The sequence below is a fragment of the Neobacillus sp. B4I6 genome (genome assembly GCF_050434045.1).
Classification (GTDB): domain Bacteria; phylum Bacillota; class Bacilli; order Bacillales; family Cytobacillaceae; genus Neobacillus.
In genome coordinates this window covers 3,477,206-3,489,662 of record NZ_JBNPWB010000002.1, presented here as the reverse complement: position 1 = coordinate 3,489,662, position 12,457 = coordinate 3,477,206, and the positions used below count along the sequence as shown (strand labels likewise).

Here is a 12,457-nt window from a genome sequence, read left to right as displayed (position 1 = left end):
CTAGCTAGTGCTTTTTGACTAGTAGAGAACTCGCCATAAATAGAAGGTTGCATAGGATTCCCAATTTGCCCACGGGATTGATAATGCAAGGATTTCTTCTTTGGTCGGCTTTCTATCCATATTTAGCAGCGTTTTTATCGCATTAATTAGACCGACATCATCGATCGGGAAGGCAGTCGGAAAACGAAGGCAGCGCATCAGCACATAATTGGCTGTCCATGGGCCAATCCCGCGTATTTTAATTAAGCTTTTTTCTACCTCTTTAAAATGACCGGATTCCATTAATTTTTCCTTGGATAATTCGCCGCTCGCCATTAATTTGGCAATTCCAATAATAAATTCACTCTTTTTGACGGTCATTTTAATATCTGCGAGATCCTTTGGTGTGAGCTGTGCAATTCGTTCATAGGAAGGGAATATCCAATAATTTTTGCCATCCCATTCGATGGACTCACCAAATTTTTCAACGAATTGTCTCTTTAATGTGTAAGCGAATCCTAAGTTAATTTGCTGGCCTAAGACCCCCCAGCAAAGAGCTTCAAACAAATCGGGAATGCCGATAAGGCGTAATCCATAAAAGTCTTTTACGGGCATTTTAAGTAAGGGATCAGCTTTGGCAATTTCATAAAAGGGAGTTAAATCGTTATCGAGGTCAAACCATTCTCGAATATAATGGACCACCTTATTAGGATTGCGCGGTTTACCTTTTAAAAAGTGTACAACCATTTGGTTTTTCTCGTTTACTTTTATTTGTACAAGTGTTTGAATTTCGCCACTTGCGATGACTCTTGTAATGTTATCATTTTCAATTTCATACATACATTCATTTTTATTCCGCTGCAGGTATCCAAAGTTTGCTTTCATATCAAACGCTTCAGGCAATGGAATGACAATATCCTCATTAACTTCGTTAATTTCTTCCCCAAGTGTGTTTAGTGTATTGGACAATTTAATCCCCACCCATCATTTTTGCTATATTCTATTATAATCACAGATATGTAAAATTAATTTTAATATCATGCTGTTATATTCAAAATGTCCTTATTGATTCTTTGAACAAAGGACAGGAGTATTAAACTAGAAGTTCCAAATGGAAATATCCAACAGCCATTTCCAGGTGCCTGACACCGGATTTTGTGAGATAATCGAAATGTAGTATGATAGAATTATCTTTGGTTTGTTTGGAAGACTTCTTAGGAGAGGATATTAGATGACAAATAATGAGATACCTTCTCTACAGAAGGATGGAAAAGTTACGATATTGAATCAACGAAATACATCTAACATAATGACTGATCTAAAGTTACTTTTTAAAGCAAATGTATTAATCGCAAATGTTTTGCCTGTCTTTGCAGGATTCTGGTTAGCCTTACATTTTACCAATACTTCTTTTACAGCACACCTGGATCTATTTTTCTTAACAATTTTCGGAAGTACAATGGTAATGGCCGGGGCCCTCGCGCTCAATAACTGGTACGATGTTGATATTGACACTGTAATGGATCGAACAAAGGGTCGTCCAACAGTAACGGGGAATATTTCTTTGAACGCAGTTTTAACAATAGGTATTGCTCTAAGTGTATTAGGTCAAATCCTTTTACTCTTTACGACCGTTGAAGCGGCGATATACTCCTTTGTCGGATGGTTTACTTATGTTTTTTTATATACCATGTGGTCAAAACGGCGGTATACAATTAATACAGTAATTGGAAGTATTTCCGGTGCCGTTACACCTTTAATAGGATGGACAGCCATCGCACCTGGTTTTCAAAGAGTCCCAATGATCTTGTTTCTTATCTTGTTTATTTTTCAAATGCCGCATACCTTTGCGATTGCCGTAAAGAAATATAAAGAATATAAAGCAGCTGGAGTAGCCATGCTTCCCGTTGTTCGCGGATTGACTGTGACTAAACGGCAAATGGTGATCTATATTGCATGCTTATTTCCATTACCATTTTTATTAACGATGCTTGGAACTACATTTATGGTGATTGCTACATTGCTTAACGTTGGATGGTTGGTTGTGAGTATCAGTGGATTTTTTACTAAAGATGATTTAAAATGGGCACATGTGAATTTTCTATATTCCGTTAATTATATAACTATATTGTTTCTCTTGATGGTAATTGTTACATTGCCGGTGTTTAGTTAGTCGAGATCAAATGAAACTCAAACTATAGATAAGTGAAGGCTGGTCCAAAAGTATGCAAGTTATTTGCAAACTAATGGAGCAGCTTTTTTGTGTTTGAAAAAGGCAGTTCCTTTTGGGTGTTCACGAAAAAAGCTGAGCAAATGTGATACAGTTCACTTCGATGATAATCATTCCCATCTATTATTAAGGTATGAAATATAAGGGAGTTGATTTTCAGTGGGGGACACAAAAGTTAACAACAAAAAAAAGCATGGTGAAGGGCAAGAGGCACCATTAAAAGGAACATGGATTTCTGTAGGAGTGGTTGGGGTCGTAATTCTCGCTACGTATTTAATATTATATGGCCTTTATATGGCTAGAGTATAGGAGGGGATGAAAGATATGAAAATGCATCTGGATGAAAAAATATGGCTTACCTTGAGTTTCGGTATGATCATGATATTCATGCTTATTACTGGCTATCAAGCATTTGCCTTGGAAATGGGACCGCCGAGTAATAATGAACTAATTGATCCACAAAAGGTAGACCAAACAGCACCATTCAATAAACCGGGTATTACAAAGATTGGCGAAAATGAATATGAAGTAGTTATGACATTACAAGCTTTCAGTTTTAATCCAGGTAATATCGAAGTCCCTGCTGGATCGACAGTGCATTTTACATTAACCTCAAAAGATGTTGTCCATGGATTTGAAGTTGCAGGTACAAACTTAAATGCAATGGTCATGCCAGGACATATTCAAAAAATCACTCAAAAATTTAATAAAGCGGGAACGTATTTAGTGTTATGTAATGAATATTGCGGTGCCGGTCACCAAATGATGAGTACAACGATTACGGTTAAATAAAGGGGGGAAACAAAATGCAAACAGCAAAATCAAAGACATTTAAAGATAAAGCAGGTAAAGTGATGGGAATCAGCATGGAAGATGCCCTATTAACGAAATCATATATATTTGTAGCATTTATAGCATTACTACTTGGCGGAATTCTTGGCCTTGTGCAGGGTCTGAACCGTGCAGGAATTCTGGAATTACCTTCATGGATTAACTATTATCAAGTTCTGACAGCACATGGTTTACTATTAGTTGTTGTATTAACTGCTTTCTTTACGATTGGTTATTTTTATGCCAGTCTTTCACATACTTTAGGGGGGATTCTTCCAAAAGTAAGAAAGATCGCATGGATTGGCTTTGGATTGAAGATTGTCGGGTTTGTTTTAGCAGTAATTCCAATCATTATGGGTGATGCATCTGTAATGTATACTTTCTATCCGCCAATGGCAGCTGCACCAATGTTTTATATTGGTTTGGCATTAATTGTGGTTGGTGTTTGGATGTGTGCTTTCGGTGCCTTTATCCAGGTTGCGAATTGGAGAAAGAATAACAAAGGACAGCATGTACCAATACTTGCTTATTTTGCTACTGGAGTATTTGTCCTATTATTTTTCGGTTCCATGCCTGTAGCGATAGAAGTAATCGTTATGATTATTCCTTGGTCATTTGGCTGGGTCGAAACAATCAATGTTATGGTGGCACGTACACTATTTTGGGCCTTTGGACATACGTTAGTTAATATTTGGTATTTAACTGCTGTTTCCGCATGGTATGTCGTTGTACCTAAAATTATTGGTGGAAAACGCTGGAGTGATACGTTAACTCGTGTCGTTATTATTGGCTTAGTAGTTATGAATATTACAGGTGGGTTCCATCACCAAATTGTTGACCCAGGAATTGATCCAGCCGTTAAATTTATGCACGTATTTATGAGTTTGGCGATTGGATTCCCGTCCTTAATGACAGCATTCGCCATGTTTGCCGTTTTTGAACGTACAGCAAGAAAACAAGGTGGAAAAGGCTTAATCGGATGGTATAAAAAAATGCCATGGGGCGATGTTCGTTTCTTAGCTCCAATGATTGCGATGATTGCCTTTATACCTGCTGGTGCTGGTGGAATTGCTCAAAGCACTAACCAATTGGATCAGGTCGTTCATAATACGATGTGGATTGTTGGACATTTTCACTTAACGCTTGGCATGTCCGTAGTGATGACGTTCTTTGGCATTAGTTATTGGTTAGTTCCATATATTTCAAAACGTGTATTAACACCACAAATAAATAAAATAGGTGTAATCCAAACTTGGATTTGGACAATAGGAATGATCTTTATGTCAGGGGCTATGCATTGGGTTGGATTACTTGGTTCCCCGCGTAGAACTTCTTTTACAACTTATGGAGACAATGCAACAGCATTAAGCTGGAGCCCATATTTAATGTGCTTAGCTGTTGGCGGTACCTTGTTAATTATCGGTGTTATTCTTCAAGTGTATGCAGTAATGAATATGATGTTTTTTGCACCAAAGGGAGAAACAGAATTTCCTATCGCTGAGGAAGAAGATAATGCAACTAAAACTCCATATTGGACAGAGCGTTGGGGCCTTTGGATTGTAATAATGCTATTAGTTGTTGCAATGGCCTATGTCATCCCACTAACTGAATTTATCGTTAATGCACCTCCGGGATCACCACCATTCAAAACTTGGTAATATAATATTAATTTAAAAAGAGATAGCTCGTTGGTTTGGGCTATCTCTTTATACTTAATTTAGTCATACATTTGCAAAATCAATAATTTGGGAAGTGATCTTCGTGATCAAAAATCGGCATAATACATTTGCGTGTTTGCTTGTTATCTTATTTGGGTGTGCGTTGTTCTATATAGGAACCGATGGATTCCGAGCATTTACGTCAGAAACGGCACGGGTCAATAAACTAATTGGCGATAAGCCCAAATTCCCAGAAGTAAGCTTTGAGGATAGTAAAGGGAGAAATTATTCTATTTCTGAGTTTAAGGGCAAGTATGTTTTTATTACCTTTCTTTATACGTCTTGTACAACAGTTTGCCCGCAATTAGAAATGAACATGTCTAAGGTTTACGATAAGATACCAAGCAAATATATGGGCAAAGATATTGAATTTTTAAGCATAAGTTTTGATCCTGTCAGGGATGATCCAGGTACATTAGAAAAATACCGAGGCTATTTTAATAGTGATGGAGAAACATGGAGGATGGCAAGAATACCAAATCAAGCTGAATTGGATTCGTTGTTAAAAGAATTTGGTGTTATTGTTATTCCTGACGGAAATGGAAGTTTTGCACATAATTCAGCTTTTTATTTGGTGGATAAAAATGGCAGTCTGCTTGATGTCTTAGACTATAAAAAGATTGATGAAGCCGCTAATAAGCTTGTAGGCATTCTTAAGAAGGAAGCGGGGGAGTAATCTTGAAGCAATCAATCTATGGCTTTTTGTTACTTCTTGCCTTAATACTCCCGCCTGTTGCAAATTTAATGGAATCCGTCATGGTTATTCACATGCATATGCAAATGCCTTTGTTAATTTTTACAGGATTTCTAATGGCACGATTTTTTCAACTTCGATTCCCTCACTTTTTTGAAAAATGGAATGGTAATGGTATACCAGGAATTTTGTTGTTTGTTATCATCGTTGTTTACTGGACGCTGCCTCGTTCAATGGATGAAGCATTGAATGAACAAAGCATGGAACTATTTAAATTTGTCAGTTTACCATTATTAGCTGGTATACCACTAAGGGATAGCTGGAAAAAACTTCGCCCAATTGGGAAGGACATTACTTTTTACTTTTTTGCAATCTTGTTTTTTGGAATGGGCTGGTTGTACATTGACTCGCCTGTGCAATTATGTAATAACTACCTTGTAATCCAGCAAATCACGCTTGGCTGGGGATTTTTGACGACGGCAATCTGCATGGTAATTTATAAGGTTTATATCGCTTTTGTTGATCCATCGAAATATGAATAATTAAATACAGATGAGCCTAATCCTTTATGGATTAGGCTCTATTTTGTGAAAAGGCTAAAATACGAGTGTAATTTGGTACTTTTTACAAATGATAACTGTTGGAAAAGGAAAATTTTTTGAAATTGAAATATACTATAAGGGAAGGGACGTGATGATTTTGAAAAAAGGTTATATGGTGATTGGAATAATTGTAGCAGTGATTGTTATTTTTGGTGCAATGTTAATTTCCAGCTATAACTCTTTTGTCAATTTAGAGGAAAATGTGGACCAGTCCTATTCTCAAATTGAAAACCAACTGCAAAGAAGGCTGGATTTAATTCCGAACTTAGTAAATACAGTGAAGGGTTTTGCTTCGCATGAAAAAGAAGTAATTGCATCAATCTCAGATGCACGTGCAAGACTAGCGGGTGCGAATACGCCGCAGGCACAAGCCACAGCAAACGCAGAACTTTCAGGTGCGTTAAGCCGTCTACTTGTAGTCGTAGAAAATTATCCCGATCTTAAAGCAAATCAGCAGTTTACCCAATTAATGGATGAACTTGCAGGAACAGAAAACAGAATAGCTGTCGCACGTAAAGATTATAATGATCAAGTGGCGGTGTACAATAAAAAAGTAAAAAGATTCCCTGGGGCAATTATTGCAGGCATAACTGGGTTTGATGAAAAAGAATATTTTAAAGCAGACCCTAGTGCCAAAGAGGCTCCAAAAGTTGACTTTGGGGACGATCAATAATGAAAACAAAACGGATCTTCAGCCTTTTGTTGGTGTTTATCACTTTTTTTCTCTGTGCTGTGAATGCACAAGCTGAGGATGTCCAAATTCCGGCACCTGTTGGAGACATTTACGTACAGGATTTTGCCAATGTATTAAACGAAACAGAAAGAGCAGAATTAATCAATTTAGGCAGGAACATTGAAGACCAAACAACGGCACAAATTGCTGTTCTAACTGTGGGTACTATCGGGGATCGACCGATAGAAGAGTTTGCAAATGAAGCTTTTCGGCAATATGGAATCGGAAATAAACAGGAAAACAACGGTGTATTGCTCGTCTTATCCATGCAAGAACGCAAAGTAAGGATTGAAGTAGGCTATGGATTGGAAGGCAGAATTCCGGATGGAAAAGCAGGTCGAATTCTTGATGAATATGCCATTCCATTTTTAAAAAATCAACAGCCAAATCGAGCAATTGTTGAAACCTATAAAGCTTTAGCAAACGAAGTCCTCGCCGAGTATGGCAAAGAAGGAGACGTTAGTAAGCAGACACAGGCAACCGGTGAAAAAGGATTGGGTATTCCCGGTTGGTTAATGGTCATTGTTATTATAGGCGTTGTGTTTTTAGATTTTAAGTTTTTTGGAGGAACGCTCACCTACCTTCTCTTATCTATCATCTCCAGAGGTGGAGGCAGAGGAGGCGGTGGTAGTGGTAGTTCTAGAGGGGGCGGAGGAGGTTCATCCGGTGGCGGTGGTGCAGGCCGAGGATGGTGATACCCTTGCCAGAAAATCGAAAAACTGTTAGGAGACCTTTCTCCTAACAGTTTTTTATATTCTATTAATTTTTATTAATAAATTCTTATGGTTCGTCAGTTATCGTTGCCATTTTTCGAGCCCTTAGAAACTTTATTACATTTAAAACAATCGTTTTTACTACGGCATAGAACGGTACTGCCAACACCATCCCTAAGATTCCAGCTAAATTTCCTGCAGCGAGTAAAACAATAATAATTGTCGCTGGATGGGTATCTAATGATTTTCCAAGGATGAGCGGAGATAAGACATTGCCTTCAACCTGCTGAGCAATAACGATAATCACGATAACCAATAAGGCTTTGGTAGGTGAATCAAAAAGAGCAACAATCACAGCAGGGGCACCGCCGAGAATTGGCCCGACATAAGGAATTATGTTGGTAAACGCTACAATTAAGGCCATAACTAGCGCAAAAGGCAAATCAATAATTAAGTAACCAACAAAAGCAAGAGTTCCTACTGACAGGGCTACAATAACTTGTCCCTGAATATAGGAGGAAAGTGTTTCACCAGTCTCTTTCAACATAATTAACCCGGCATCTCTATATGTTGCAGGAAGGAATTTAGTGAGGGCCTTAGGGAACTTATGTCCATCCTTAAACATGTAGAATAATAAAAAAGGAACGGTGGCTAAAATGACCGCAATATTAGCAAACACACCGAGTATATTTGTAATGCCACCGGTAACCCTATCCGGTAAGGTGTTTGCGTAGGCAATCAGTTTTTGTTTACCTGTTTCCAAAAGGTCATTTTGCTCTTTCATGATCCATTTGAATTCAGAACTGCGTGATAGCTTATCAAAATACTGCAAGGTCTTGTTAGCATAATCAGGAAGTGCATTCGCAAGGGCGGTGAATTGCTCTGTGATGGCAGGGACCAAGCTGCCAATCGCTAATACCAGAATGCCAATAAACACGACATAAATGATCAGGATGGCAAGAATTCTCGGCACTTTTTGACGCTGAAGAAAATTAACGATTGGATTTAGTAAGAAAAATAGAAATCCGGTAATAAGAATTGGGAAAAAAAGAGTAGAGAAAAAGATCCCAATCGGCATGAATAAAAATGAAATCTTTGTTGAGACAAAGATGATGGTTAAAATTAATAGGATCTGGATTAACCCGTATTGGAATTTTCTTTTTGACATTATGTTCCCCTTTTTCTTTTATTATAGCTAAAATTATATCAAAAACATGGAACAGAAGACAAATTCTAGAATTTTTCTCGGTGTCAGGCACCACTCAAAAAAATGAAACTTTCGCCTCATTTTATCGTATACTTAATAGGAATATTTTACATATGTGGATTAGGGGTGTTAAACATGGAATTGCAAAAAGAAGTGAATACTTTGAATGAGAGTCCGAAGTTATTGGGAATGTTTACAAGTCCAGGTTTGCAGTTTGAGAGGATTAAGCAAAGCCCGAAAATATGGGTACCGCTTATTATTATTAGTTTTCTCTATGTGATCGGAATGTCCTTTATGGCACTATCTTTGGATGCGGATACTTTAATTGAACAGGGAGTGCCAAAAGACCAGATAGATTTGGTGTTAACCATTACAAAAGTAACCGTTATGGTAACAGGTATCATTACGCCTATTTTTGGTGTGCTAATCAGCAGTGCGATCCAATTAGCGATTGCAAGAATCGCTAATTCAATGGTTTCTTTTAAACAATTATTTTCTATGAATACTTATATCATGATAATCGGTGCAGCAGGTCTAATTTTAAATATGGCAATTAGCTTTGCAATCGGTGGAAACCCAGAAATATATATTACTAGTTTAGCAGGGCTGCTGAATCAAGAAAAGGCAGGTGTCTTAGGTTCTATCGAGGTATTTGGGATTTGGTCAGTTGTATTAACTGCACTTGGACTGAATAAAACAGCACAATTTTCTAAAGGGCTTGCATGGACGATTGCAATCATATTCTTCCTAATTAGTATTGGCTTTGGTTTGATAGGAACTCTATTGCAAGGAGCGCCGAAGTTATAATGAAAAAGAAAACTTGGATTGCGCTAGGTGTAATTAGTTTGGTCATCATTATGATTTCTGTCAGTGTCTACCGGCAAGTTTTTGCAAAAGGACCTTCCGTTAAAACCGCAGAAATCAGCCAAGAGGAGATCTCCTCACTTTTGATGATTCCCGGTACCGTGAAACTTCCAGAGGAACAACTTGTGTATGCAACTCCTGATAAAGGGGAGATCAAGGAACTGCTAGTAAAAGAAGGTCAAACAGTAAAGAAAGGCACTGTCTTGGCCAAATTGCAGAACGCTCAATTAGAGCTTGAAATTGAGCAAAATAAATTATCGATCCAATCAGCTAACCTAAAAATAAGCCAAATAGATAAAAAAATAGTGCAGCTAGAAGAGAAAGAAAAAACGTTGAGTGAGCAGGTTGGAGTAGGTAAAAAAGAAGCGAAAAAACAGCTTGCCCCTGAATTTGAACAGCTTGAGATGGAAAAAGAGTTAGCGAATATAGAACTAAAACAAACAGAGGTTCAAAAAGACCTGATTAGCAAGCGCCGGGGTGACTTAGAGATTAAGAGTACAATGGATGGAATTGTTTTAGCAGCAAAAAAGCCAGTATCATCTTCGATCGAAGCAGCAAACGAGCCTATTATACATATTGGTAAGTTAGAAGGAATGACTGCATCGGGCCTTTTGTCTGAATACGATACACTAAAAGTTAGTGGTGGACAAAAAGTGATTATCCGATCGGATGCAGTACCTGGAAAAGAGTGGCACGGTGTAATTACCAAGACTGCTATTTTGCCAGAGCAGAACCCAACCAGTTTGCAAAATGGCACCCAGGCTGTACAGTATCCCGTAACTGTAAAAATTTCCGGTGATACCAAAACGTTAAAACCAGGTTTCCAAGTTATTATGGAGATTGAAACGGACCAAAAGACAGCGATGGTCCTGCCTCTCGATGCATTATTTGATGATGGAGATAAGCCATATGTGTATCTTGTAAAGGATGGAAAGGCCAATAAGCGGAATGTCAGAACAGGCATCACATCAGGAAAGAAAATTGAAATCCTTGAAGGTGTTTCAAAAGGAGACCAAGTCATCGTTAATGGACCCGACAATATTAAGGATGGGTTGGAAGTGACAATCAAATGATCCGGCTAGAATCCATCACAAGATCGTTTTTGCTTGGAAAAGAGAGCGTTCATGTCTTAAACGGTATCAGTCTCACGATTCGTGAAGGTGAATTTGCTGCCATTATGGGTCCATCAGGTTCTGGGAAATCAACCTTAATGAATATTATCGGCTGTTTGGATAAACCGACTGAGGGAGAGTATTACCTTGGCGGGGAAAATGTATCGCATTATCATGACAAAGAATTGGCGAGAGTTAGAAATCAATCGATTGGCTTTGTCTTTCAACAGTTCCATTTGCTGCCGCGCTTATCAGCTTTAAAAAATGTCGAACTGCCAATGATTTATGCTGGAATCTCAAAAAAAGAGCGACAGTCCCGTGCTGAAGAGGCACTAATAAAAGTAGGTCTTGTGGATCGAATGAACCATCTTCCCAATTCCCTATCTGGGGGACAAAAGCAACGTGTAGCTATTGCGAGAGCAATTGTCAATACACCAAAGTTGATATTAGCGGATGAGCCCACGGGTGCTCTTGATTCGAAGACAAGCAAGGACATTATGGAACAATTTAAGGAACTTAATGAGGAAGGTGTAACCATTATCGTCGTTACCCATGAATCAGAAGTGGCGGAATACGCGAACCGAACGATTATGGTTAGAGATGGAATGATTCAATCTCTTTCTATGGGTGTTGGGGGGCCGGCCCTATGAGTTTTATGGAAAATCTTTTTATGGCTTTAAGCTCACTTAAAGCCCATAAGATGCGAAGTATTCTAACGATGCTTGGAATTATTATTGGTGTGGGTGCTGTCATAATCGTGGTAGCAATCGGACAGGGAGGAGAGGCGATGCTTAAATCACAGATTACTGGTCCAGGGAATACTATTGAGATATTTTATCAGCCTTCTGATGAAGAAATGCGCGCAAACCCTAATGTATTTCAGCAAGCTCCATTCAAACAGGAAGATATCAGGGCGCTTGAACAAATTCCGGAAATTAATCGTGTGGTTGCATCAAGCACAAAATTGTCTACTTTTCGATTTCAAAAGGAAACAGGAGATGTGTCTACCACCGGTATAAATCAAGCTTTCATCCATTTAAATGAGTTGAAAGTAGCAGAGGGAAGAAAAAAATCCAGTCGGAGATATTGTTACGGTAGCCAATCAACCAATTGAAATCATTGGGGTTTTAGAAAAACCAACCGGCCTTTTTTCCTTTGGATCAATGGAGGTCTATCTACCTTTCCAAACATGGAAAACCATTTACGGAAGCAGCGATTTTACCCAAGTAACCCTCCAAGCAGCGTCAGCTGAGCAACTGCAGGTTGCAGGTAAAAAGGCTGCTAAGCTTTTAAATAATCTCCATAATACGGAAAAATCGTACCAAGTTATTAATATGGAAGAAATTGCTCAAGGAGTAGGGCAGATTACAAAAATCATGACTTTAATTATCGGGAGTATTGCCGGTATCTCTTTATTTGTTGGCGGGATTGGTGTCATGAATATCATGCTCGTTTCGGTGACAGAGAGAACAAGGGAAATAGGAATTCGTATGGCATTAGGCGCAACTCGAGGCCAGGTATTGACCCAATTTTTAATAGAATCGATGACACTTACCTTTATTGGCGGCATCCTCGGAATATTACTAGGCTGGGGAACGTCAACTATAGTGAGTTTCTTTGCTGGCTGGCCAGCCTTGGTGTCTTGGCAAGTAGTGTTAGGCGGCGTTTTGTTTTCGATGGTAATTGGTGTTGTGTTTGGACTGCTTCCAGCAAATAAAGCTTCAAAACTCGACCCAATTGACTCATTGAGATATGAATAAACAGGGTCTTTTAA

Annotated in this window: 13 protein-coding genes and 1 pseudogene; 12 read left to right on the top strand and 2 right to left on the bottom strand. The window is 38.5% G+C overall.

What is annotated here, in order from left to right; translation table 11 throughout:
- Nucleotides 1-18: 18 nt before the first annotated feature.
- Complete coding sequence (locus QF028_RS19350) at nt 19-915, bottom strand: DNA glycosylase (protein WP_429472424.1); 897 nt, start codon at nt 913-915, stop codon at nt 19-21.
- Nucleotides 916-1,210: 295 nt separating this feature from the next.
- On the opposite strand from QF028_RS19350, the gene cyoE reads away from it, so the two are divergent.
- The 8 genes from cyoE to QF028_RS19310 all read left to right on the top strand — a co-directional run bounded on the left by cyoE (nt 1,211) and on the right by QF028_RS19310 (nt 7,482).
- The gene (gene cyoE, locus QF028_RS19345; RefSeq protein ID WP_429467857.1) at nt 1,211-2,152 is read left to right on the top strand and encodes a heme o synthase; all 942 of its coding nucleotides are present in this window, start codon (nt 1,211-1,213) and stop codon (nt 2,150-2,152) included.
- Nucleotides 2,153-2,368: 216 nt separating this feature from the next.
- Nucleotides 2,369-2,518, top strand: a complete 150-nt coding sequence (locus tag QF028_RS19340; RefSeq protein ID WP_168242539.1) for a hypothetical protein — start codon at nt 2,369-2,371, stop codon at nt 2,516-2,518.
- Between the two features lie 15 nt (nt 2,519-2,533).
- Nucleotides 2,534-3,001: a cytochrome c oxidase subunit II gene (locus tag QF028_RS19335; RefSeq protein WP_168242540.1), complete on the top strand. Its 468-nt coding sequence runs from the start codon at nt 2,534-2,536 to the stop codon at nt 2,999-3,001.
- Between the two features lie 14 nt (nt 3,002-3,015).
- A complete protein-coding gene (locus tag QF028_RS19330) occupies nt 3,016-4,698 on the top strand; it encodes a cbb3-type cytochrome c oxidase subunit I (protein WP_429467853.1) in 1,683 nt (560 codons plus the stop codon).
- 103 nt (nt 4,699-4,801) lie between these two features.
- On the top strand, nt 4,802-5,434 hold the full coding sequence (locus QF028_RS19325) for an SCO family protein (protein ID WP_168242542.1): 633 nt from the start codon (nt 4,802-4,804) through the stop codon (nt 5,432-5,434).
- Nucleotides 5,435-5,436: 2 nt separating this feature from the next.
- Entirely contained in the window at nt 5,437-5,994 is a 558-nt protein-coding gene (locus tag QF028_RS19320; RefSeq protein WP_429467851.1) for a hypothetical protein, read from the top strand.
- A gap of 172 nt (nt 5,995-6,166) precedes the next feature.
- Complete coding sequence (locus QF028_RS19315; protein WP_373605355.1) at nt 6,167-6,727, top strand: LemA family protein; 561 nt, start codon at nt 6,167-6,169, stop codon at nt 6,725-6,727.
- Nucleotides 6,727-7,482 carry a TPM domain-containing protein gene (locus QF028_RS19310; RefSeq protein WP_429467848.1) on the top strand — a complete coding sequence of 252 codons (756 nt, stop codon included), beginning with the start codon at nt 6,727-6,729 and terminating at the stop codon, nt 7,480-7,482. Before QF028_RS19315 ends, QF028_RS19310 begins: the two co-directional genes overlap by 1 nt.
- An 85-nt stretch (nt 7,483-7,567) precedes the next feature.
- Here the strand turns inward: QF028_RS19310 and QF028_RS19305 are convergent, their stop codons facing one another.
- Nucleotides 7,568-8,668 carry an AI-2E family transporter gene (locus tag QF028_RS19305; RefSeq protein ID WP_214999507.1) on the bottom strand — a complete coding sequence of 367 codons (1,101 nt, stop codon included), beginning with the start codon at nt 8,666-8,668 and terminating at the stop codon, nt 7,568-7,570.
- A 174-nt stretch (nt 8,669-8,842) separates the two neighbouring features.
- Between QF028_RS19305 and QF028_RS19300 the strand changes: the two genes are divergently transcribed.
- The 4 genes and pseudogenes from QF028_RS19300 to QF028_RS19285 all read left to right on the top strand — a co-directional run bounded on the left by QF028_RS19300 (nt 8,843) and on the right by QF028_RS19285 (nt 12,443).
- Entirely contained in the window at nt 8,843-9,514 is a 672-nt protein-coding gene (locus QF028_RS19300) for a Yip1 family protein (RefSeq protein ID WP_429467845.1), read from the top strand.
- Nucleotides 9,514-10,644, top strand: coding sequence for an efflux RND transporter periplasmic adaptor subunit (locus tag QF028_RS19295; RefSeq protein WP_429467842.1), 1,131 nt, complete (start codon nt 9,514-9,516; stop codon nt 10,642-10,644). Before QF028_RS19300 ends, QF028_RS19295 begins: the two co-directional genes overlap by 1 nt.
- Entirely contained in the window at nt 10,641-11,333 is a 693-nt protein-coding gene (locus tag QF028_RS19290) for an ABC transporter ATP-binding protein (protein WP_429467840.1), read from the top strand. The genes QF028_RS19295 and QF028_RS19290 overlap by 4 nt, the downstream gene beginning before the upstream one ends.
- Nucleotides 11,330-12,443 (top strand): annotated as a pseudogene (locus QF028_RS19285) (ABC transporter permease). Before QF028_RS19290 ends, QF028_RS19285 begins: the two are co-directional and overlap by 4 nt.
- Nucleotides 12,444-12,457: the final 14 nt, after the last annotated feature.

Bases quoted from the DNA above. Each gene is read 5' to 3' on its own strand.
- QF028_RS19330 (WP_429467853.1), top strand. From the start codon at position 3,016: ATGCAAACAGCAAAATCAAAGACATTTAAAGATAAAGCAGGTAAAGTG.
- QF028_RS19290 (WP_429467840.1), top strand. From the start codon at position 10,641: ATGATCCGGCTAGAATCCATCACAAGATCGTTTTTGCTTGGAAAAGAG.
- QF028_RS19295 (WP_429467842.1), top strand. From the start codon at position 9,514: ATGAAAAAGAAAACTTGGATTGCGCTAGGTGTAATTAGTTTGGTCATC.
- cyoE (WP_429467857.1), top strand. From the start codon at position 1,211: ATGACAAATAATGAGATACCTTCTCTACAGAAGGATGGAAAAGTTACG.
- QF028_RS19305 (WP_214999507.1), bottom strand. From the start codon at position 8,668: ATGTCAAAAAGAAAATTCCAATACGGGTTAATCCAGATCCTATTAATT.
- QF028_RS19310 (WP_429467848.1), top strand. From the start codon at position 6,727: ATGAAAACAAAACGGATCTTCAGCCTTTTGTTGGTGTTTATCACTTTT.
- QF028_RS19300 (WP_429467845.1), top strand. From the start codon at position 8,843: ATGGAATTGCAAAAAGAAGTGAATACTTTGAATGAGAGTCCGAAGTTA.
- QF028_RS19315 (WP_373605355.1), top strand. From the start codon at position 6,167: ATGGTGATTGGAATAATTGTAGCAGTGATTGTTATTTTTGGTGCAATG.
- QF028_RS19335 (WP_168242540.1), top strand. From the start codon at position 2,534: ATGAAAATGCATCTGGATGAAAAAATATGGCTTACCTTGAGTTTCGGT.